This is a genomic window from Micromonospora sp. NPDC005553, assembly GCF_042871765.1.
Lineage (GTDB): Bacteria > Actinomycetota > Actinomycetes > Mycobacteriales > Micromonosporaceae > Micromonospora.
This window is the reverse complement of record NZ_JBIAJD010000002.1, coordinates 965,205-985,087: the sequence shown is the minus strand read 5'-3', so window position 1 is coordinate 985,087 and position 19,883 is coordinate 965,205. Positions and strand designations below refer to the sequence as shown.

At 71.8% G+C, this 19,883-nt stretch carries 24 protein-coding genes; 18 read left to right on the top strand and 6 right to left on the bottom strand.

What is annotated here, in order from left to right:
- Positions 1-103: 103 nt before the first annotated feature.
- From ACFYPG_RS11955 to ACFYPG_RS11930, 6 genes are all read left to right on the top strand, one after another.
- Complete coding sequence (locus ACFYPG_RS11955) at positions 104-1,021, top strand: LCP family protein (RefSeq protein WP_387351723.1); 918 nt, start codon at positions 104-106, stop codon at positions 1,019-1,021.
- Positions 1,022-1,079: 58 nt separating this feature from the next.
- Entirely contained in the window at positions 1,080-1,415 is a 336-nt protein-coding gene (locus tag ACFYPG_RS11950) for a rhodanese-like domain-containing protein (RefSeq protein WP_030331693.1), read from the top strand.
- A gap of 10 nt (positions 1,416-1,425) precedes the next feature.
- Positions 1,426-2,214 (top strand): glycerophosphodiester phosphodiesterase, encoded by a 789-nt coding sequence (locus ACFYPG_RS11945; protein WP_387351721.1) that lies wholly within the window; start codon positions 1,426-1,428, stop codon positions 2,212-2,214.
- A gap of 54 nt (positions 2,215-2,268) precedes the next feature.
- On the top strand, positions 2,269-3,723 hold the full coding sequence (locus tag ACFYPG_RS11940) for a PAS domain-containing sensor histidine kinase (protein WP_355004477.1): 1,455 nt from the start codon (positions 2,269-2,271) through the stop codon (positions 3,721-3,723).
- A gap of 61 nt (positions 3,724-3,784) precedes the next feature.
- A complete protein-coding gene (locus tag ACFYPG_RS11935; RefSeq protein WP_387351719.1) occupies positions 3,785-4,204 on the top strand; it encodes an ATP-binding protein in 420 nt (139 codons plus the stop codon).
- 59 nt (positions 4,205-4,263) lie between these two features.
- Positions 4,264-5,151: a DUF5926 family protein gene (locus tag ACFYPG_RS11930; RefSeq protein WP_387351717.1), complete on the top strand. Its 888-nt coding sequence runs from the start codon at positions 4,264-4,266 to the stop codon at positions 5,149-5,151.
- Between the two features lie 98 nt (positions 5,152-5,249).
- Here ACFYPG_RS11930 and ACFYPG_RS11925 read toward each other — a convergent pair whose 3' ends face one another.
- Complete coding sequence (locus ACFYPG_RS11925; RefSeq protein ID WP_387351715.1) at positions 5,250-6,467, bottom strand: arginine deiminase; 1,218 nt, start codon at positions 6,465-6,467, stop codon at positions 5,250-5,252.
- A gap of 163 nt (positions 6,468-6,630) precedes the next feature.
- Here ACFYPG_RS11925 and ACFYPG_RS11920 point away from each other — a divergent pair, with 163 nt between their 5' ends.
- The 5 genes from ACFYPG_RS11920 (at position 6,631) to pheA (ending at position 10,127) form a co-directional block, all read left to right on the top strand.
- The gene (locus ACFYPG_RS11920; RefSeq protein WP_355004480.1) at positions 6,631-7,368 is read left to right on the top strand and encodes a hypothetical protein; all 738 of its coding nucleotides are present in this window, start codon (positions 6,631-6,633) and stop codon (positions 7,366-7,368) included.
- Between the two features lie 169 nt (positions 7,369-7,537).
- Complete coding sequence (locus ACFYPG_RS11915; RefSeq protein WP_355004481.1) at positions 7,538-7,996, top strand: hypothetical protein; 459 nt, start codon at positions 7,538-7,540, stop codon at positions 7,994-7,996.
- Positions 7,997-8,071: 75 nt separating this feature from the next.
- Positions 8,072-8,461, top strand: a complete 390-nt coding sequence (locus ACFYPG_RS11910) for an ACT domain-containing protein (RefSeq protein WP_355004482.1) — start codon at positions 8,072-8,074, stop codon at positions 8,459-8,461.
- Positions 8,462-8,668: 207 nt separating this feature from the next.
- Positions 8,669-9,163, top strand: coding sequence for a hypothetical protein (locus tag ACFYPG_RS11905; RefSeq protein WP_387351712.1), 495 nt, complete (start codon positions 8,669-8,671; stop codon positions 9,161-9,163).
- Positions 9,164-9,173: 10 nt separating this feature from the next.
- Positions 9,174-10,127: a prephenate dehydratase gene (pheA, locus tag ACFYPG_RS11900; protein WP_355004484.1), complete on the top strand. Its 954-nt coding sequence runs from the start codon at positions 9,174-9,176 to the stop codon at positions 10,125-10,127.
- An 87-nt stretch (positions 10,128-10,214) separates the two neighbouring features.
- Here the strand turns inward: pheA and ACFYPG_RS11895 are convergent, their stop codons facing one another.
- The 3 genes from ACFYPG_RS11895 to ACFYPG_RS11885 form a co-directional block, all read right to left on the bottom strand.
- A complete protein-coding gene (locus ACFYPG_RS11895) occupies positions 10,215-10,937 on the bottom strand; it encodes an AIM24 family protein (protein ID WP_354969821.1) in 723 nt (240 codons plus the stop codon).
- Between the two features lie 128 nt (positions 10,938-11,065).
- On the bottom strand, positions 11,066-11,413 hold the full coding sequence (locus tag ACFYPG_RS11890; protein ID WP_355005157.1) for a metallopeptidase family protein: 348 nt from the start codon (positions 11,411-11,413) through the stop codon (positions 11,066-11,068).
- 149 nt (positions 11,414-11,562) lie between these two features.
- Positions 11,563-11,994 carry an OsmC family protein gene (locus tag ACFYPG_RS11885; protein WP_355004485.1) on the bottom strand — a complete coding sequence of 144 codons (432 nt, stop codon included), beginning with the start codon at positions 11,992-11,994 and terminating at the stop codon, positions 11,563-11,565.
- 131 nt (positions 11,995-12,125) lie between these two features.
- Here ACFYPG_RS11885 and ACFYPG_RS11880 point away from each other — a divergent pair, with 131 nt between their 5' ends.
- The 3 genes from ACFYPG_RS11880 to ACFYPG_RS11870 all read left to right on the top strand — a co-directional run bounded on the left by ACFYPG_RS11880 (position 12,126) and on the right by ACFYPG_RS11870 (position 14,672).
- Entirely contained in the window at positions 12,126-12,866 is a 741-nt protein-coding gene (locus tag ACFYPG_RS11880) for a hypothetical protein (protein WP_355004486.1), read from the top strand.
- A 172-nt stretch (positions 12,867-13,038) separates the two neighbouring features.
- A complete protein-coding gene (locus ACFYPG_RS11875) occupies positions 13,039-13,860 on the top strand; it encodes an HAD hydrolase family protein (RefSeq protein WP_355004487.1) in 822 nt (273 codons plus the stop codon).
- Positions 13,860-14,672, top strand: a complete 813-nt coding sequence (locus ACFYPG_RS11870) for an HAD family hydrolase (RefSeq protein ID WP_387351708.1) — start codon at positions 13,860-13,862, stop codon at positions 14,670-14,672. The genes ACFYPG_RS11875 and ACFYPG_RS11870 overlap by 1 nt, the downstream gene beginning before the upstream one ends.
- A 2-nt stretch (positions 14,673-14,674) precedes the next feature.
- Here ACFYPG_RS11870 and ACFYPG_RS11865 read toward each other — a convergent pair whose 3' ends face one another.
- The gene (locus ACFYPG_RS11865; RefSeq protein ID WP_355004489.1) at positions 14,675-15,277 is read right to left on the bottom strand and encodes a bacterial proteasome activator family protein; all 603 of its coding nucleotides are present in this window, start codon (positions 15,275-15,277) and stop codon (positions 14,675-14,677) included.
- Between the two features lie 84 nt (positions 15,278-15,361).
- On the opposite strand from ACFYPG_RS11865, the gene ACFYPG_RS11860 reads away from it, so the two are divergent.
- Together ACFYPG_RS11860 and ACFYPG_RS11855 are read left to right on the top strand one after the other, a co-directional pair.
- A complete protein-coding gene (locus ACFYPG_RS11860) occupies positions 15,362-16,159 on the top strand; it encodes an alpha/beta hydrolase family protein (protein ID WP_387351707.1) in 798 nt (265 codons plus the stop codon).
- A gap of 81 nt (positions 16,160-16,240) precedes the next feature.
- On the top strand, positions 16,241-17,428 hold the full coding sequence (locus ACFYPG_RS11855; protein ID WP_387351705.1) for an ABC transporter substrate-binding protein: 1,188 nt from the start codon (positions 16,241-16,243) through the stop codon (positions 17,426-17,428).
- 67 nt (positions 17,429-17,495) lie between these two features.
- Here the strand turns inward: ACFYPG_RS11855 and ddaH are convergent, their stop codons facing one another.
- On the bottom strand, positions 17,496-18,329 hold the full coding sequence (gene ddaH / locus ACFYPG_RS11850) for a dimethylargininase (RefSeq protein ID WP_355004492.1): 834 nt from the start codon (positions 18,327-18,329) through the stop codon (positions 17,496-17,498).
- A 59-nt stretch (positions 18,330-18,388) separates the two neighbouring features.
- Here ddaH and ACFYPG_RS11845 point away from each other — a divergent pair, with 59 nt between their 5' ends.
- Both ACFYPG_RS11845 and ACFYPG_RS11840 read left to right on the top strand, forming a co-directional pair.
- The gene (locus ACFYPG_RS11845; protein ID WP_387351704.1) at positions 18,389-18,853 is read left to right on the top strand and encodes an Lrp/AsnC family transcriptional regulator; all 465 of its coding nucleotides are present in this window, start codon (positions 18,389-18,391) and stop codon (positions 18,851-18,853) included.
- A 72-nt stretch (positions 18,854-18,925) separates the two neighbouring features.
- The gene (locus ACFYPG_RS11840) at positions 18,926-19,882 is read left to right on the top strand and encodes a zinc-binding dehydrogenase (RefSeq protein ID WP_387351702.1); all 957 of its coding nucleotides are present in this window, start codon (positions 18,926-18,928) and stop codon (positions 19,880-19,882) included.
- Position 19,883 lies beyond the last annotated feature (1 nt).

Genomic DNA, 19,883 nt, shown 5'->3' with positions numbered 1-19,883 from the left:
GGGCCGGGCCGGAGCAGCCCCGTCCGCCCGGTCGCCCCGCGCCCGTTGGCCGCGGATCCTGCTCGGCATCGGCCTGGCCCTCGTCCTGCTGGCGGGGCTCGCCGTGGCCGGGCTCAAGACGCTCAGCCACCGCTACGACCGCACGGTGACCAAGGAGCAACTGCTCGACGCCGACGCCCGCACAGGGCGCACCGACCTGGACGGGCCGCTCAACTACCTCCTGGTCGGCTCCGACCGGCGCCCGGGCGAGAGCGGCCCCGACCAGCGCTCGGACACCATCCTCATCGTGCACGTCCCCGCCGGGCAGCGGGAGGCGTACCTGGTCTCCATCCCGCGTGACCTGCTGGTCGCCATCCCGCCCGCGAACGGCTTCGGCGGCGGTCAAGACAAGATCAATGCCGCGTACGAGCACGGCGGCGGCGGGCAGGCCGGCGCCCAACTGCTCTCCGCCACCCTGCACCGGCTCACCGGCATCCGGTTCGACGGTGCCGCGCTGATCGACTTCTCCGGCTTCCGGAAGGTCATCGACCTGCTCGGCGGGGTGGAGATGTGCGTGGACACCGAGGTCCGCTCGATCCACACCAACCGGGTCTTCCCCACCGGCTGCCAGCAGATGGACGGCGCGCAGGCGCTCGACTACGTCCGACAGCGCTACGACCTGCCCCGCGGTGACTACGACCGGCAGCACCACCAGCAGCAGCTGCTCAGGGCGATGTTGGACAGCGCCGGCAGGGCGGACCTGCGGAGCAACCCCGTCAAACTGGACCAGGTGCTCCGGGCGGTCGGCGGCTCATTGACCGTCGACACCAACGGCGTACCCCTGGAGGATCTGCTCCTCGCGCTGCGCGCGCTGCCGCCCGACGGGATGCGCGGCGTTCAGGTGCCCTCCTCGCCGCAGACCATCGACGAGGTCTCGTACGTGGTGCTGGACAACGGCGGCAACGGGCTGTTCGAGGCGCTGCGTGACACCCGGGTGCCGGCCTGGGCGCAGGCCAATCCCCGCTGGGTGACCCGGTTGTGACGGTGCCGACGGCCGGGTCGGTGTCGAACCGGGCCACGAGGATCTAGTGTTGCTTCCTGTGTTTGGACCCCAGGTTCCCACAGTGCCCGTGACCGAGATCGCCGACGAGACCTACCTGCTGGATGTGCGGGAGGACGACGAGTGGGCGGCCGGCCACGCGCCCACCGCTCACCACCTGCCGATGATGCAGCTGCCGGCCCGGCTGGCCGAGGTGCCCACCGACCGGGAGGTGGCGGTCGTCTGCCGTTCCGGCGGGCGTTCCGCCCAGGTCGTCGCCTACCTGATCAACAACGGTTGGGAGCAGGTGCGCAACGCCGACGGCGGGATGCGCCAGTGGGCTGCCGTCGGCCGACCGGTGGTCGACGCGAACGGGCAGCCCGGCCAGGTCATCTGAGGCCGGCGCAATGGGCGGGCCACTGGTCTTCGCGCACCGCGGCGCCTCGTTCGACCTACCCGAGCACACACTCGCCGCGTACCTGCGCGCCCTCGACGAGGGCGCCGACGGCCTGGAGTGCGACGTCCGGCTGACCCGGGACGGGCACCTGGTCTGTGTGCACGACCGACGACTGGACCGCACCAGCAACGGTCGCGGTCTGGTCAGCGCGCGTACGCTCGCCGAACTGGACGCCCTGGACTTCGGCTCGTGGCACCCGGGCGGCGCCCCGGACGGTGATCTGCCGCCTGACGAGTCACACACCCGGCTGCTGACCCTGGCCCGGCTCCTGGACGCGGTGCTCGCCGCCGGGCGGCCGGTCCGACTGCTGGTGGAGACGAAGCACCCCTCCCGCTACGGCTCGAACGTGGAACGGCGGCTGGTCAGCCTGCTGCGCCGGTACGGGCTCGCCGACCCCGCGCCGGACGACCCGGTGCAGGTGACAGTCATGTCGTTCTCCCCGCTGGCGGTCCGTCGGGTGCGCGAGCTGGCCCCGACGCTGCCCACCGTGCTGTTGCTGGAGGTGCTGCCGCGCTGGCTGCGGTTGGGTCGGCTGCCGTTCGGCACCCGGATCGCCGGGCCGGGCATCGGCCTGGTCCGGACCCGCCCGCAGTTGCTGCCCGCGCTACGCGCCGCTGGCAACCAGGTGTACGTCTGGACGATCAACGAGCCGACCGACCTGGAGCTGGTGCTGGCCGCCGGGGTGGACGGGATCATCACCGACCGGCCCGCGTACGCCCTCGCCCGGCTGGACCGCTGACCCATCGACCGGGCGGGGGTGCCCAAAACCGGGTCGGCGGGGCAGACTCGGCACATGCCGGAGCGTATCGATTTTCCCGCTCTCCTCGCCGGCCACACCGTCGTGATCGAGATGATCAACTCTGGGGACGCGGGCCTGCCGGTCCTCACCCAACTGCTCCGGGTGGCCCAGCCGGCGCTCGGCGCGACCGGGATGGCGTTCGTCGAGTTCGGTCCCACCGGCGGTCGCGTCATCGCCGCGACCGGCGCGGCGGAATGGGCCCTGGGCCGACCACTGGCGGTCGACGACCCGGACACCGTCTGCCTGCTCACCGGACCACGGGTACGACAGGCGCGGGTGAGTGACCTCAACGGCAAGCTGGCCGCCGAACTGGCCGGCAGCGGCCTGCGCCGGATGGTGGTCTCCCGGGCCGAGATCGGCGGTCACACCGTCGGCAGCCTGCACGCGCTCTACCCGGGCGACGACGAGCCGGGCGCCGAGCAGCAGGGGGTGATCGCCTATCTCGCCTCCTGCGTCGGGCACATGTACGGCGACCAGAGTGGCCTGCCGGTGCACGGCGACGGCCCGGTGGTGGCGGCCCTCGCCGACGGGCTGGCCGTCGTCGACCGGGACGGGCACGTCCGGCTCTGGAACCCGGCCGCCGCCCAGGTCACCGGCCGGACGGTCGAGCAGTCGCTGAGCCGCCCGTTGCCGTTCCCGCTGCCACCCTCCGGGCAGGTTCGGGACCACCGAATGCCGGACGGCCGCTGGCTGCGGATCACCTCCGGCGACCTGCCCGGCCCGGGAACGTTACGGGTGGTCACCTTCCGCGACATCACCGACCAGCAGCGCCGCGACCACGACCGCGAACTGTTCGTCGCGGTGACCAGCCACGAGCTGCGCACCCCGGTCACCGTCATCAAGGGGTACGCGGACACCCTCACCGACCACTGGGAGTCGCTGACCGACGTCGACCGACGGCAGGCGGCCCGGGTGATCGGGCAACGCGCCAACGAGCTGGCCCGGCTGGTCGACCGTCTGCTCAGCTCGGCGGCCGAGGTGGGGCCGGGCGACGACCCTCCCACCCCGTTCGACCTCGGTGAGGCGCTGCGCTCCGCCGTCGTCGACCTGCCGGCTGAGCTGCGCCGCCGGCTGGTGCTCCGCCTTCCGAGCGACCTGCCCAAGGCGCTCGGTCACCGGCCCAGCCTGGCCACGGTGCTGACCGAGTTGACGACGAACGCCGGTAAGTACTCGGCACCTGATTCTCCCATCGAGATCACCGCCTCGGGCGACGGTCATCTGGTGGCGTTCCGGGTCAGCGACCAGGGCATCGGCATCAGACCCGAGCACGTGGAACGGGCGTTCGACAGGTTCTGGCAGGGCGAGTCCGGCGACCGGCGCGGCTATCCCGGAGCCGGGCTCGGGCTCTATCTCGTCCGCCGAATCGTTGAACAACAGAATGGATGGGTATCCCTACGTCCGAGGGCCGGCGGCGGTACGGTCGCAGAGGTGCGGCTACCGCGCGGTTGACCAGGGGTGGCGCGACGTGGAGGCGACGGTGGCAGCGGCAACGAGGGATCGGGCCTGGTGCGTGGTGGTTCCTCACCACCCGGGCGGGGCACGGCTGGCCCGACACCGGCTCGCCGCCGAGCTGACGGATGTCGTACCCCCGACGATCCTCGCGGACCTGATCGCTGTGCTCGCGGAGCTGGTGGGCAACGCGGTGCGGCACGCCAGACCGCTGCCCGGCGACGTGATCAGGGTTGCCTGGCAACTGCGGCCCTCGACCGAGGGCACACTGATCCAGCTTCGGGTCACCGACGGCGGCAGCGCGAGCACCGGGCCACGGCTCCGGACGGCCAGCCCGGATGCGGCGGACGGGCGCGGCCTGCACATCGTGGCCGGCCTGGCGACCCGTTGGGGCGTCGAGCAGGATGGCATGGGCCAGCGCGTCTGGGCGGAGTTCGACAGGGTGCCGACACCCCGACCCGACCTGGTGCCGGCGGGCTGAGGACGACTCGGGCGGGTCCCGGTCACGGCGAGCCGCTCGAAGCTCTAGGCTGTGACGCCGTGAGTAAGCGTCGAAAGAGCCAGCGCGCCGCCGCCGACACCACCCCTCGTCGCGACAAGGTGCGGGACGTCTTCGTGCCGCGTCCGTTCGACGGGCTGGTCGACGAGTCCGAGTGGATCGCGCTGCGCGAGTTGGTGCCCGCCGCCTCCGCCCCGCTGCGGCTGGCGCCCGCCCTGGTCGAGGAATTCGGCGACCGGACGGCGACGCTCGCCACGGTGCTGCCCATGGCCGCCCCGGCGATCACCAAGCCGGACGGACGGGTGCTGATCGGCCTCCAGCGCCACCAGCAGTCCGGTGACGTGTCGCGGGATCTGGCCGACGCGTTGCTCAGCGCGCTGCGCGCCGAGCCGGGTGGCCAGGTGGCGGTGGCGCCACTGCCCGGCCCCGGGCCCCGGCTGCAGGACATCCTCGTGGACGGTCCGCTGGACATCACCATGCACGACGGTTTCGACTTCTGGCTCGACCCCGGAGCCGCCGACGACCCGACCGTCCAGGCGTCGCTGGAGCGGGCGAACGCGGCCATCTACCCAACGGTCCGGCTGACCGCGGCGAAGGCCGCGTACTGGTGTCAGGTCCCGGAGAAGGCCCACGTGCGCTGGGTGCTGCCGGACGACGAGGACGCCGCCCTGGACGCGCTGGCCCGACTCGGCGCGGCCGGCACGTTGACGCTCGGCGAGCAGACCAAGTTCGCCGGCATGTTCCGCGCGCACGGTCGACTCGTGCCGGTCTGGGACCTGCCGGAGGAGACCCCGGCCGCCGAGTGGGAGGAGCCGGTGGCGCAGTTCGCCAAGCGGTACGCCGAGGCGCTCACCGTCGCCGACCCACTCGACGCCGCCGGCCGCCGGGCCCGTCAGGGGCTGCTCGGCCGCCAACTCACCCTGCGCTGAGCCGGGGACGACAGCGCCCCGCGCGGCGGGCGCTGTCGTCCACTCAGCCGGTGCTGGTCGTCCCGCTCTGCCAGGCGGCGGCTGCGCCCGCCGCGTGCTCAGCCGGCGACGGGTAGCGGGTCCCGGGTGATCGGGCAGGACATGCAGCGCGGTCCGCCCCGACCGGAGCCCAACTCGGAGCCGGCGATCGGGATCACCTCGATGCCGGCCCGCTCCAGTTGGGCGTTGGTCGCCGTGTTGCGCTCGTAGCCGACGCAGAGCCGGGGGGCCAGCGCGAGGGTGTTGTTGCCGTCGTCCCACTGCTCGCGTTCCGCGGTGACCGGATCCAGGCCGGTGTCGATGACCCGGAGCAGGTCGAGGTCCATCGCGTCGGCGGCGGCCCGCAGGAACGGTGCCGGCCCGTCCACCCGCGGGTCCTCGCCGTCCCCGCCGGCGATCACCGTGTACGCGGACAGCGTGCTGGCGATGTTGGGGTACATCAGGACGGCGTCCACGTCGACCATCGTGCACACGGTGTCCAGGTGCATCGTGGCGCGCTTCTGGGCGATCGGCACCACCAGGATGGTGTGGGCCAGGCCGGCGGCGAAGACCTGCCGACCGAGGCGTTCCGCGCCGGCCGGTGTCGTCCGCTCGCCCACCCCGACCGCGAGTACGCCGGGCGCGAGCAGCAGCACGTCCCCGCCCTCCAGGTGCTCGAGGGTGGGGCGGTAGACGAACTCGGTGCCGGCGAACCGGGGGTGGTGGCGGTAGATGGCGTCGGTCAGGGTGGTCTCGCGGCGGCGGGCCGGCATGGCCAGGCTGGTGACGCCGACCCGGTCGCCGATCCACAGCGACGAGTCGCGGGTGAAGAGCAGGTTGGGCAACGGGTCGATGACGAAGTCGTGTCGGTCCATCAGCGTGTAGACCAGCCCACCGGGCCGCTCCGAGCTGATCCGCAACTCCTCGTGGGCCAGCCCGGCGGTGAGCACGTCGGCCAGCGCGGCCGGGTCCAGGTAGGAGAGGTGGTCGGCGACGCGGGCGCGCAGCGTGTCGCCGAGCCGCCGGGAGCGCAACACCTGCTCGGTGAGTTCGGCCCGGGCGTCCGCGACGGCCAGCGTCTCGGCCAGCAGGGTGGCCAGGTAGAGCACCTCGACGCCGCGTTCGCGCAGGGCGGCGGCGAACGCGTCGTGCTCCTCCTGGGCGCGCTCCACCCAGGGGATCGCGTCGAACAGGAGCGAGTCGTTGTTGCGCGGGGTGAGCCGGGCCAGTTCGGGGCCGGGCCGGTGCAGCAGTACGGTGCCGAGCCGGCCGACTTCACTGTCGACGTAGTGGGTCACTCCCGCAGCGTAGGGCAGGGTTTAGCGGCATCCGAGAAAAGAACTGTGGATGAATATGGCATTCATCCACAGTCACTCCGGCGCTCCGGCTTGCAGAACACCGGTAGTGGCAACGTAGGGTAGTGAGGACATAACTTCGAGGGACCTTTTGCCGGAGGTCGCGATGACTGTCTTTCCCGCACGACGAGCCGTACCGTCCGCTCGGGCACTGCCGCCCGTCGCGGTGCCACACCCCCGCGTCGAGGCGCCGGGGGTTCTCGAACCGGTCCGTCCGACACCGCTCGAATGGGCCCGCCGCCGTCGTGCTGAGCGGGGTGCACGCCGCCTGGAGGCGGCCGGGGCACGGGCGTTGGGCCAACTCGACCACCTCGGGCCGTCCTGGCACGTGATCGAGTGGCCGCGCACCGACGTGACAGACGTCCTCGACCACGGTCAGGACGATCGAGCCGGGTTCCTCGCCATCGGGCCGAGTGGCCTCTTCGCCGTGACCATCGCCGACCACGGCCGGGCCCGGGTGCTCGTCGCCGGAGACGTGGTGCAGATCAACGGCAAGCGACCTCCGTACGTGGCCGAGTCCCGCCGGGACGCCAAGCGGGCCAGCAAGGCCCTCTCCGAGGCGGTGGGGCTTCCCGTTCCGGTGACACCGGTGCTGACCTTCGTCGGTTCGGGCGTGATCAGCGTCTACGGCCTTCCGAAGGACTGTCTGATGGCCACCCACCGGGAACTGGACCGGCTGCTCGTGGCCGGCGGCAGCCGGATCAGCCCCGCCACCGCCGAGAAGCTTTCCCGGGTCGCGCAGCACCCAGGCACCTGGCTGAACGGCACGTACCGTCCAACCGCCGACTACCGGTGGTACGACGAGGGCCGAACGGCCGCTGACAAGCCGGCCCACCGCCGGTAACGTCACCGGCGACGCCACGCGGCTCCGGTCCCCCCGTTCACCTCACCGGTTTCCGCGCCGTCACCGGTCGCTACGGTTCACGCTGCGCGCCCCGGTGACCCGGTGCGCTCGGTGATTCCGTCGGCGACCCGCTAGCGTGGACAGTCGATCGGTGCACATAGGAGGCGCGGTGGCCCACGTCGAACTTTCGCTCTCGGAAGCGTTCGTGCCGGCGGTGCGGGCCTCGACAGAGCCGGAGTCCGACAATGTCGGCCAATGGTCGTCGACAGTCTCCCGGGCCGACGAGCCGTGCCTGCTGATCGACGCCGACACCCGGGTGGTGGCGATCTCCACGGCTGGTTGCGAGCTGCTCTGCCTCGGCGAGCCGGCCGGGCTGATCGGTCGACCGTTGCTCGATGGCGGGCTGCGCCTGCTCGACTTCACCGCCAACCGGGGCGAGCTGACCGAAGCCGAGATCGACAAGATTCCGCCCCTGCTGGCGCTCTCCTCCGGCCGACTCGCCCGGGGGCTACTCAGGGTGCAGGCCGCCTCCGCGAACAGCTCCGACGCGACAGTTGACGCGATCTCCACCCCGGTGCTCACCGACGGCACCGTCACTGGCTCACTCACCTTCTTCTCCGAGGTCTGACCTGCGGCGCAGTGTGTCCTTCGCCGCACGCGGCGTTGCCGGGGCGGGTTTGCACGAAGGCCGTAGGGTGCCCTCATGCTCGATATCGCTCTGCTGCCGGGGGAATACGCTGTGTGCCGGCTGGCTCCCGGCAACACAGTGCCGTACGCGCTGTCGAGCGGGCTGCGCGGCGCGGACGTGGTGACCGTGAGCTGGACCTCCGACGGGATCTCCGTGATCTGCCCGACCGAGCGGGCGCCGGCACAGGCCGTGGTGGAGACGACCTGGCGCTGCCTACGGGTCACTGCCCCGGTGACGCTGGCCGGCACCGGCAGTCTGGCCGCGCTGGTCGACCCGCTCGCCGAGGCCCGGGTCAGTGCCGTCACGTTCTCCACGTTCGACACCGACTATCTGCTGGTGCCGACCGTCCGGCTGACCGAGGGCACGGCCGCGCTCCAGCGCGCCGGGCATCGCGTCACCGGCTGACCTTCACCCGACCGGCCGCTCACCCTACGATGGGCTCGGCCACCCCGGCCGCGACGAATTCTCCGATGTCCCGAGGATCGGCCCGTGCCGTTCACCCCGCCCCCGCCCGCGTCCCCCGCACCGCGGTCGACGATCCACCCCGCACCGGCGGCTCCTGGCCGGCCAGTCGATCGCGTTCCGGCGCGGAGCCTCGCCCGAGTCCTGCCGATGGTGCTCGCCGTCGCGGCGCTGGCCGGCTGTGGCGCCCCACCCGGGCTGGGGGAGCCGACCAGCGTTCCCACCCACACCGCAGCCCCGACACCGTCCGCCCCGAGCACCGCACCGGCCACCCCGCCGACCACCGCCCCGTCTCTCGGCACTGTCACGCCCACCCCGGACGCCGGATTGGTCGCGACGGCCTGCCGCAACGGGCCGACCGGCCAGCGGGTGCTGCAACTGTTGCGCGGCAGGGCCGGAGTGCTGCCGGCGAACGTCCGGGTCCAGGTCCGCACCGGGCCGCTCTGCGCCGGCGACTGGCAGTTCACAGTGCTGACGGTGACCGGGCACGAGGAACTCCAGGTGATCACCCGGGGCGAGCCCGGTTCCCCGGTGCTGGTCACCGCCGGCACTGACGTCTGCACCATCGAGGTACGCGCCACCGGCCCGGCCGGGATTCGCGCCCTCGCCTGCGACGCCGGCCCGGCCAACGGGCCGGGTGCGTAGGCTGATCGGCATGCCGGGAACACCGCCGACACGTTTCGTCTTCCTCGGGCCGGAAGGCACCTTCGCCGAGCAGGCCCTGCGCTCGATACCCGCCGCCGAGCGCGGCGCCCGTACGCCCGCTCGCAGCGTCGGAGAGGCGCTGGACAGCGTCCGCGCCGGCGACGCCGACGCCGCCCTGGTGCCACTGGAGAACTCGATCGGCGGGGCGGTGGGCGTCACGCTGGACGAGATGGCCGAGGGCGAGCCGCTGGTGATCACCCGGGAGGTGATCCTGTCAGTGGAGTTCGTGCTCGCCGCACGGCCCGACACCCCGCTGACCTCGATCCGCACCGTGGCGGCCCATCCACAGGCGTCCACCCAGTGCCGGGGCTGGTTGCGCAACCACCTGCCCGACGCCGTGGTGGTCGACGTGCTCTCCAACGGCGCGGCGGCCGCCGGCGCCGGCACGGGCGAGTACGACGCGGCGATCTGCGCACCGATCGGAGCCGCCCGGCACCGACTCACCACCCTCGCCGACAAGATCGCCGACCACCCCGACGCGGTGACCCGGTTCGCGCTGGTGTCCCGCCCCGGGCCGCCACCCCCGCCGACCGGTGACGACCTCACCTCGCTCGCGGTCTTCATCGCCCACGACCGGGTCGGCGCGCTGCTGTCCGTGCTGATGGAGTTGGCCGTCCGTGGGGTCAACCTGACCCGGATCGAATCCCGGCCGACCGGCGAGGCGTTGGGCCGCTACGTCTTCTTCCTGGACTGCACCGGCCACGTGGCCGACGTACGCCTGGGCGAGGCGTTGCAGGGGCTCCGCAGGGTCTGTGCCGACGTCCGCTTCCTGGGCTCCTACCCCCGGCACCGGTGGGCCGAGGCGGGCGAACGCCCGGTGCCCGCGCCGGCGGGCCTCTCCGACGTCGACTACGCCGACGCGGCGGCCTGGTTGGCCCGCCTGCGTACCGGCGAGTTGACCTGACCGGCGCGGAGCGCCCCCGAGGGAACGGGAGCGCCCGCGCCGCCGCGGTCAGCTCTACGGATCAGGTGCGCGTCGCGCGACTGTCGATCAGCTCAGCAGACCGCCGAGCAGACCGCCCTCCTGCTGCTGCTGGCCACTGCCCATGACCGGTGGCTCCTCGGACGGCTGCACCACCACGAAGCCCTGACCGGCGAAGCTCATCGTGAACGACTCACCGGTGCGGCGCCCCAGCAGAGTGCCGAGGCCGAGCTGCTCGGCCCGGTGGTAGCCGGTCTGGAGGTTGGCCGACCAGCAGACCGCAGCCTGTGGGTCGACGTACGTCGGAGCGTCCACGTTCAGCACGACCGGGGTGCCCTTGGTGGTGATGGCGATCCGCCCGTAGCCGCTGAACACACAGTTGAAGAGGCCGGACGAGGACGCCATCCCGGCGCCGCCGACCATCCTGATGTCGTACTGGAGGGTGGAGTCGAAGGCGAGCACGCTGCTGCCGTTGATGGAGAGGGCGTCGCCCGGCTCCAGGTCGATGATGTGCACGTCCTTGGCCAGCTCGGCGAGGAAGACGTCACCCTGCCCGGTGACCTTCATCAGCGGGACGCCCTCGCCGGTGAGCTTCTGCTTGAGGAACTTGCCGAGCCCACCTGAACCCAACGCCTGGAACTGCACATTCCCCTGGTAGGCGACCATCGACCCGACCCGGGCCATCGCCTCGCCGTTGAGCTCGATCTTCAACATCTTGGAGTTCTGCAACCGCATGCCGGGCTGCGCGGACTCCTTCTCCAGGTTCTCCGCGGAGAACAGCTCGCTGCGCATGAAAGGGCCTCCTGAATAGGGTCGCGTTCGCTGCACCGACGGTAGGCGACCTCGGCAAGCACCGGCCGTCGGAGGGGCGGCGCGGCGCGTTCGTGTGGCGCGGGTGGGCGGGCGTCGAGCGGCGGGGCTCAGCCCCAGCCGAGCGCGTGCAACCGCGCGTCGTCGATGCCGAAGTGGTGGGCGATCTCGTGCACCACCGTCACCGCCACCTCGTCGATGACGTCGTCGTCGTTGTCACAGATCCGCAGGATCGGACGGCGGTAGATGAAGATCCGGTCGGGCAGCACACCGGAATAGCCCCAACCGCGCTCGGTGAGCGCGTGCCCCTCGTAGAGGCCGAGCAGGTCGACCTCTCCCGGTGGTGGGTCGTCCTCGACCAGGATCACCACGTTGTTCATCAGGCCGAGTAGTTCTTCGGGCACCTCGTCGAGGGCTTCGCCGACCAACTCCTCGAAGCGCTCACGGCTCATCTCCACCGGCACCTCGCCCATTGTGCCCGACGCTGGCGCACGCGGCCCGGTCCTGCTGGACGACGATGACTGTCATCCGCACATGCACGGAAGAAGCGACCACCCGCAACCGGGCGGAGGCTCCTTCCGTGGACGTACGGTGTGGGCCGGCTGGCTCAGGCAGCCAGGCGGGCGTTGAGGGTGATCTCGGCACCCGGCGAGAGCAGGCGGGAGATCGGGCAGTTGGCCTTGGCGGCCTCGGCGAGCTTCTGGAACTCCGCCTCGTCGATCCCCGGGACCTGGCCGACCGTCTCCAGGTCGATCCGGGTCACGGTCATGCCGGCGTCGGTCTTGTCCAGGTGCACCTTGGCGGTGGTCTCGACCGAGGTGGCCGTCGAGCCCGCGTCGGCAAGCGCCTTGGAGAACGCCATCGAGAAGCAGCCGGCGTGCGCGGCGGCGATCAGCTCCTCGGGGTTGGTGCCCTCACCCTCCTCGAAGCGCGACTTGAAGGAGTAGTTGCCGGACAGGCCGCCCTTACCGGTGCGAATGGTGCCCGCGCCCTCGGTGAGATTGCCCTGCCATTGTGCTGAAGCGGTACGGATAGGCATGGGGCAAACGCTAGCGGAAAGGCGACCATCGGGCGACAGACCGGCGCGCGCGCCAGCCCTGCGATCCCTGTCACCACCAGGTTGCTGTGCCATGATGCGACCCAGGTCCGTGACCGGCGGAAGGGTGGCCGATGTCCGAGGAGCTTCCGATCCCGCGGCAGGGCGACCGCTCCGAGGCCCCTGCGGTGATCGAGTGGGGTGCCGACGAGCCGGCCCGGCGACGCCGCTTCGCCTGGTCCCTGGCCGACCTCGCGCAGGATCCCCGGCTGCCCCTGCTGCTCGCCGGTCTGGGCGCGGTGGCCGCGATCGCCTCGCTCGTCGGTGAGTGGCTGGTGATGAGCCTGCCGAACGGTGGGCCCGAGGGCAACACGACGATCGAGGTGCCCGCCGGGGTGTCCGAGGTCGGTGGCTTCGGGGTCGGCTACCTGGTCGGGCTTATCGCCCTCGTCTGCGCCGTGGCGCTGACGTTGCGCGGCACGGCGGCCGTACGGCCGAACGCCCGGCTGGCCGGCCTCACCCTGGCCGGTGCCCTGCTGGTGCTGCTGGTGGCCGCCACCGCGGGCCTCGACAACCCCGGTCAGCGAAACTTCTTCTACTCGCTCGAGGACGGTTTTCGGATCGAGTACGGCCGTGGGCTGGTGATGGCGTTTGTCGCCTGTGTGCTGTTCGCTGCCGCTCTGCGACTGACTCCCGCCGCGCCCCCCGCCGTGTTCGGCGGCCCACCGGACGATGACCGGCCCGGCGACGCGCCAGCACCGCGCCCCTGGCGCCGCCGCCGGGACCCCGACCCGATCGAGGACGGCCTTCCGTCTCCGGCCGACCTGACGGTCACCCCCGCCGCCCCCTTCGCCCGCCCCGACTCCCAGCCCTGACCGGCCCCCTTCACCCGCCCACCGCCCGGGAGTGGGTGGGAGTTGGCGTCCGATTCGCCTGGAAGTCATGGATGCGACCCGTTCCGCGAGGTACGGTTGCTGACCCGCCGTCACTCCGAGACTCGGGTTCCCTGACCCTGGCGGTGCGACGGCGGCGGGCGAAGGAGGAACCATGACCCGCCCGGGACTGCCCAAGTTGATCGCGACCGACCTCGACGGGACGCTGGTCCGCAGCGATGACACCGTCTCCGCGTACACCCATGGGGTGCTCGACCGGGTGCGCGCCGCCGGAATTCCGGTGGTCGGCGCGACCGGACGCGGCCCTCGGTTGACCGAGTTGACCCGCAACGACATCCGCGCCGCCGACTTCCTGGTGATGGCCGGCGGTGGACGGGTGGTCGACCAGAGCGACCCGAGCGGCCCGGTGGTGCTCCGCGACGAGCGGCTGCCCGCCGAGGTGCTGGCTCGGCTCCTCGCCGATCTGGAGGCGGAGGTCGGCCCGCTGACCGTGATGGTCGAGGCGTCCGACGAGCACGACGCCCCGCTGTGGGGCGACTACCACGAGAGCTGGCCGTACCAGGACCGCTTCGAGGCGCGTACTCGCGACGAGTGCCTCGCCTGCGACGTGATCAAGGCGTTTGCCCGGACCGCCGACCATCACGTGGACGAGCTGCTGGCGGTGGCCCGCCGGATCGTCCCGCCGCAGGTCGCCACACTCACCCAGGCCGGGCTCGGCTTCATCGAGATCTGCCCGCCCGGCGTGGACAAGGCGACCGGGTTGACAGTGGTGGCGCAGACCCTCGGGGTCGACCCGGCCGATGTGCTGGTCTTCGGCGACATGCCCAACGACCTGCCGATGTTCGAGTGGGCCGGCTGGTCGCGGGTGGCCGTGGCCAACGCGCACCCCGAGTTGCGTGCCGTCGCCGACGAGGTGACCTTGCGCAACGACGACGACGGGGTGGCGGTGTATCTGGACCGGCTACTGTCCCGCTAATGGGAGACACACCCCGCCTCATCGCCACCGACATCGACGGCACGCTGATCCGCGACGACCACACCGTCAGCCCACGCACCGCCGACCTGCTCGCGCGGATCTCCGCGCAGGGCACGCCGGTCGTCCTGGTCACCGGCCGTCCGGTCCGCTGGCTCAAAATGGTGTACGACCAGCTCGCCCGACCGCTGCCGGCGGTCTGCGCCAACGGCGCCGTGGTCTACGACCCGTTCTCCGACGAGGTGGTGCGGGCTGACCCGCTCGCCCCGCACCACCTGGCCGAGGTGGCCCGGAGGCTACGGGCCGAGGTGCCCGGGATCAGCTTCGCCGTGGAGATCCTGGACAGCCGGGAGATGCGGCACGAGGAGCACTACCCGCTGCGCTGGGACGCCGACGCCAGCGGCATCCGACCGGTCGAGACGCCGGAGGAGCTGCTCTCCGTCCCGGCGGTGAAGCTCCTCGCCCGAGCCGGCGAGCAGGACCCGGATGCCTTCGCCGAGCTGATCGCCACGGCGGTGGCGGGGTTGGCCGAGGCCACGCACTCGTCGTCCTCCGGGCTGGTGGAGATTTCGGCGGCCGGCGTGACCAAGGCGGCGGGGCTGGCCTGGTACTGCGACCAGGTCGGGGTGGCCGCGGCGGACGTGCTGGCCTTCGGCGACATGCCGAACGACGTGCCGATGCTGACCTGGGCCGGGCGTGGTGTGGCGGTGGCCAACGCGCACCGCGCCGTCCTGGCGGTCGCCGACGACGTGACGACGGCGAACACCGAGGACGGCGTGGCGGCGTACCTGGAGAAGATCTTCGGGGTGGACTGAGGTCAGAGGTACTGACCGGTGTTGTGGCCCTCGCCGCCGCCCGGCTGGCCGATGCCCGGCATCCCGGGGACGACCCCACCGGGGCCGCTGGGCAGCGCCTGCCGGCCGCCGCGCATCTGCTCCAGCTGCACCCGGGCGGCCATCTGCTGGGCCACCAGGGCCGCCTGGATGCCGTGGAACAGGCCCTCCAGCCAGCCGACGAGCTGGGCGTGCGCGATCCGCAGCTCGCTCTCGCTGGGGGCCTTGTCCTCAGCGAAGGGCAGCGAGATGCGCTCCAGCTCGTCGCGAAGCTCGGGGGCGAGGCCCTCCTTGAGCTCGACGATCGACCGCTCGTGGATCTCCCGCATCCGGCTGCGGCTGGCGTCGTCGAGAGGTGCGGCCTTCACCTCCTCCAGCAACTGCTTGATCATGCTGCCGATCCGCATCACCTTGGCCGGCTGTTCGACCAGGCGGGTCGGGTCCTCGCCCTGGCCCTCGTCGGTCTGCATCGTGCCGATCGGCCGGCCGTCCGGACCAACCACCACCACTGTGCCGGAGTGGCCGGAGTCGTCGGGGCCGGGCTCGTCGTTCTGTCCAGCGGAGCGCGCTTCGGTCATGGGGTCCATCTTTACCCAGCGGGCGCGACCCATGCCGCCCGGGACCGACTACCGGGGCCGAACCACCCGGGCGGGGCGCGCTACCGTCGCGCCATGCCTGTCGACCCGCGCGCCGTGTTGACCCGGCCCGCCCCCGAGCCCGACCGGACGGTGGCGTACGGGGACCACCCGGATCAGGTGGCCGATCTGCGCCTCCCGGCGGGCATCGGGCCGGCCCGGCCGCTGGTCGTCGTCCTGCACGGCGGCTTCTGGCGGGCCGAGTACGACCGACGGCACACCGGCCCGCTGGCCGCAGCCCTCGCCGCCGCCGGTTACCCGGTGGCGCAGCTGGAATACCGCCGCACCGGGCAGCCCGGAGGCGGCTGGCCGGGCACCCTCACCGACGTACTGACCGGGGTGGCCGAGCTGCCGGCGCTGGCGGCCGAGGCGCTGCCCGGCCGGGTGAGCCTGGCCGCACCGATCCTGGTCGGGCACTCCGCCGGCGGCCACCTGGCGCTGTACGTGGCGGGCACCGCACCGGCGACGGTGGGCGGAGTACTCGCGCTGGCCCCGGTGGCCGATCTGGGCGAGGCGTACCGGCGGGATCTGGACTCGGGCGCGGTCGCCGCGCTGCTCGGCGGCGGCCCGGCGCACGTCCCGGACCGGTACGCGGCAGCGGATCCACGGATGTTGGTACCGATACGAACACGCACAGTAGTCGTTCATGGCTCTGACGATCATCAGGTTCCAGTGGAGATGAGCCGGGATTTCGTCGCGGAGGCGCGTGCCACGGGTTCCGATATCTCCCTTGTTGAACTGCCCGGATGTGAGCATTTCGGGCTGATCGACCCGGAGGCCGTCGCCTGGCCTCAGGTCCTTGCCGTGTTGCGGTCCCTGCACGATGATCAATAGCCATTGACGCAGCGTCGCGGACCAGGTAGAACGCCGTTGGGGCGGTGTTCAGCCCTGCAACGCTTCCCTGGAAGGAACTCGGTGTCGCAGATGAATCGCAGGCGGGCGCTCCAACTGTTGGCCGCGCTCGGAACCACCGGGTTCGTCGCCGCGTGCGGCTCCGACGGTGACGCCGAGCCGACCGCCGACCGGGGCCCGATCAAGATCGGTTTGATCACGCCGCAGGCCGGTGGTTTCAAGAGCATCGGCGATGACATCACCAATGGCTTCCAGCTCTTCCTCGACCTGCACGACCAGCGGCTGGGCGGCCACTCGGTGGACCTGCTGACCGCCGACGAGGGCGACACCGCCAAGACGGGCAAGGCTGCCGTCGAGGGCCTGCTCAAGCAGGGCGTGCTGGCACTCACCGGCGTGGTCAACTCGGCGGTGATGGTCGGCATCCGGGACACCGTGGAACAGGCCCGGGTCCCGCTGATCGGCTCCAACGCCTCACCGAGCAGCCTGCAGAGCGTCTTCTACATCTGGCGGACCTCGTACGTGCTCGACGAGGCCGGCAAGGCGCTGGGCACCTACCTGCGCGACCAGCTGCCGGCGAACGGCCGTATTGCGATCATCATGCCGGAGAACGTCGGCAGCCCGGACGTCGTGCGCGGCTTCCGGGAGTACTTCGGCACGAACGACCCCCGGATCCGCGACGCGGTGACCTACACCAGCGCCACCTCCAACCCCGGCAAGACGACGTACGCCTCGGACATCAGCAGGGCGCTGGCCAAGAAGCCCACAGCGGTCTTCTGCTTCTTCGCCGGAGCGGCGGCGGTGGAGTTCATCAAGCAGCTGCGCGAGAAGTTCGCCGGGCCGATCTACGCACCCGGCTTCCTCACCGAGGGCGCCGTGCTGGAGAACCTGAAGGACAACGCGCTGGGCATCCAGACCGCGCTGAACTACTCGGCCGACCTGAACAACACGTCCAACCGGGTCTTCGCCTCGGCGTACCGCAAGAAGTACCAGGTCACCCCCACCACGTACGCGATGGCGTCGTACGACGCGGCGCAGGTGCTCGACCAGGCCATCCAGCTGACCGGTGGGAAGCCCACGCCGCAGCAGGTCAACCTGGCCCTGGGCAAGATCGGCCAGATCGACAGCCCGCGCGGCATCTGGCAGTTCAATCAGCCGCGTACCCCGCAGCAGAAGTGGTACCTGCGCGAGGTGCAGCGCGACGGTCAGGTCATGTCGAACGTGCTGATCAACGAGCTGGCCACGCTGGGCTGAACGCCCACCCGGAGCACGATTCGGGGCCGGTCTCCCAGTGGGAGGCCGGCCCCGGAACGTTCGAGGGTCAGTGCCGCAGCTCGGCGATGCAGCACTTCACGCTGCCGCCACCCTTCTTCAGCTCGGCCAGCTCGACCGGGACCGGGGTGTACCCGGCCGCCTTGAGCTTGCCGGCCAGGCGGGTGGCCTCGCTGTTGAGCACCACGTTCGCGCCGTCGCTGACCAGGTTGAGCCCGAAGGCCATCGCGTCCTCGTCGTCGGCGATCACCGCGTCCGGGAAGAGCTGGGTGAGCACCCGCTGACTGGCCGCGGAGAACGCACCCGGGAAGTAGACGACATTCGCGTCGTCGATGGCCGCGAGCGCCACGTCCAGGTGATAGAAGCGGGGGTCGATCAGGCGCAGCGACACCACCGGACGGCCCAGCGCCTCCTGCGCCTCCGCGTGCGCCGGGATCTCGGTACGGAAGCCGTGCCCGGCCAGGATGAGCCCGCCGTGCGCCTCCGGCACGTACGCGAAGTCGCCCTCACCCTCGTTGGTCTCGCTGGGTGCGATGAACCGCCAGCCCTGCGCGTCGTAGAAGGCGTGGTGGGCGGCGGCCTCGGCGGCCCGCTGCTCGTGCTTGAACCGGGCGCCGTAGACGCTGCCGTCCACCACGAAGCCACCATTGGCGGCGTAGACCATGTCGGGCAGGCCCTGCTCGGCGGTGAGCAGGTGCACCTCGTGGCCGAGGCCGACAAGCGTCTCGCGCAGCCGGTCCCACTGCTTGACGGCCAGGGCCCGGTCGACCGGGGTGGTCACGTCCATCCACGGGTTGATCGCGTACTCGACCGCGAAGTACTCCGGCGAGCACATGAGATATGTCCGCTTTCGCGGGAAACGCTGCTGGTTCACGGTCACCAAGAGTAGGTACCGTAGAACTTTGAAAACAGCCACAAGCGTTGCTTCCCAGAGGCGGAACGTTGCAGATAGACGCGGTAGACCAGCGGATCATTGCGTTACTCGTCGCGGACGCCCGTGCGTCCTACGCCGACATCGGTGCCCGGGTGTCACTCTCCGCCCCGGCGGTCAAGCGTCGCGTCGACCGACTGCGCGCCACCGGCGTGATCAGGGGATTCACGGCCGTCGTTGATCCGGCCGCCGTCGGCTGGACCACGGAGGCCTTCGTCGAGCTGTTCTGCGCCGGCCGGACCACCCCGGCGCAGATCGGCGTGGCCTCCCGCCGGCACCCCGAGGTGGTCGGCGCGTACACCGTCTCCGGGGAGGCGGACGCGCTCGTGCACCTGCGCGCCGCCGACATCGCCCACCTGGAGGCGGCACTGGAGCGGCTGCGTGCCGAGTCCTTCGTGACCTCCACCCGCAGCACCATCGTGCTCTCCCGGCTGGTCGAATCGCCCGGCGTCGGCCCGTCCTCCGGCACCTCTTGACCTCAACCCAGGTTGAGGAGATGGACTGGCCCCGAGTGGGCGAGGCAGCCCACCGGGGCCGAGGGGGCTGTCATGCGGGCGATCTGGTTACGTGAGTTCGGCGGGCCCGAGGTGCTGGTGCCCGGCCCCGCGCCGGACCCGGTCCCCGGTCCCGGTCAGGTGCTGATCGACGTCGCACACGCGAACATCACCTTCGTCGAGACCCAACTGCGCGCCGGTCACCCCGGCCCGTTCCGCCTCACCCCACCGCTGATCCCCGGCAACGGCGTCGGCGGGGTGATCACCGCCGTCGGGCCGGACGTCGACCCGGCGCTGACCGGGCAGCGGGTGGTCAGCGCCACCGGAGGTTCCGGCGGTTACGCCGAACGCGCCGCAGTGGACGCGTCGGCGACGATCGCGGTGCCGGCCGGGTTGGCTCTGGACGAGGCGGTGGCACTGCTGGCCGACGGGCGGACCGCCACCATGCTGATCGAGGCGGTCGGCGTCCGCCCCGGTGACCGGGTGCTGGTGGAGGCCGCTGCCGGCGGCGTCGGCAGCCTGTTGGTGCAGCTCGCGGTCCGCGCCGGGGCACTGGTGATCGGCGTGGCCGGTGGGCGACGCAAGGTGGACCTGCTACCCGGCCTGGGCGCCGAACTGGCCGTCGACTACCTGCTGCCCGAGTGGGCCGAGCAGGTACGCGCCGCGGTGGGCGGGGTCGACGTGGTGCTCGACGGGGTCGGTGGTTCGGTGGCCCGGGCCGCCTTCGACCTGCTCCCGCCGGGCGGCCGGATGGTCAGCTTCGGGCTGGCGAGCGGAGAGTGGTCCCCGGTGTCGACTGAGGCCGCCACGGCACGGCAGGTCACCATGATCCGCCCGGACGTGCCGCCCGCCCGGCTGCGGGCGTACACCGAACAGGCCCTGACGGACGCGGCGGCCGGCCACCTGCGACCGCTCATCGGCCAACGCTTCCCACTGGAACGCGCCGCCGACGCGCACGCCGCCATCGAGGCGCGCGCGACGGTCGGCAAGACTCTGCTGGACGTGGCCTGAC

Excerpts from the sequence above, each read along its gene's own strand:
- ACFYPG_RS11875 (WP_355004487.1), top strand. The coding sequence starts at position 13,039 with ATGACCCGCCCGGGACTGCCCAAGTTGATCGCGACCGACCTCGACGGG.
- ACFYPG_RS11865 (WP_355004489.1), bottom strand. The coding sequence starts at position 15,277 with ATGGACCCCATGACCGAAGCGCGCTCCGCTGGACAGAACGACGAGCCC.
- ACFYPG_RS11895 (WP_354969821.1), bottom strand. The coding sequence starts at position 10,937 with ATGCGCAGCGAGCTGTTCTCCGCGGAGAACCTGGAGAAGGAGTCCGCG.
- ACFYPG_RS11940 (WP_355004477.1), top strand. The coding sequence starts at position 2,269 with ATGCCGGAGCGTATCGATTTTCCCGCTCTCCTCGCCGGCCACACCGTC.
- ACFYPG_RS11860 (WP_387351707.1), top strand. The coding sequence starts at position 15,362 with ATGCCTGTCGACCCGCGCGCCGTGTTGACCCGGCCCGCCCCCGAGCCC.
- ACFYPG_RS11945 (WP_387351721.1), top strand. The coding sequence starts at position 1,426 with ATGGGCGGGCCACTGGTCTTCGCGCACCGCGGCGCCTCGTTCGACCTA.
- ACFYPG_RS11910 (WP_355004482.1), top strand. The coding sequence starts at position 8,072 with ATGCTCGATATCGCTCTGCTGCCGGGGGAATACGCTGTGTGCCGGCTG.
- ACFYPG_RS11870 (WP_387351708.1), top strand. The coding sequence starts at position 13,860 with ATGGGAGACACACCCCGCCTCATCGCCACCGACATCGACGGCACGCTG.
- ACFYPG_RS11920 (WP_355004480.1), top strand. The coding sequence starts at position 6,631 with ATGACTGTCTTTCCCGCACGACGAGCCGTACCGTCCGCTCGGGCACTG.
- ACFYPG_RS11885 (WP_355004485.1), bottom strand. The coding sequence starts at position 11,994 with ATGCCTATCCGTACCGCTTCAGCACAATGGCAGGGCAATCTCACCGAG.
- pheA (WP_355004484.1), top strand. The coding sequence starts at position 9,174 with ATGCCGGGAACACCGCCGACACGTTTCGTCTTCCTCGGGCCGGAAGGC.
- ACFYPG_RS11905 (WP_387351712.1), top strand. The coding sequence starts at position 8,669 with ATGGTGCTCGCCGTCGCGGCGCTGGCCGGCTGTGGCGCCCCACCCGGG.
- ACFYPG_RS11840 (WP_387351702.1), top strand. The coding sequence starts at position 18,926 with ATGCGGGCGATCTGGTTACGTGAGTTCGGCGGGCCCGAGGTGCTGGTG.
- ACFYPG_RS11880 (WP_355004486.1), top strand. The coding sequence starts at position 12,126 with ATGTCCGAGGAGCTTCCGATCCCGCGGCAGGGCGACCGCTCCGAGGCC.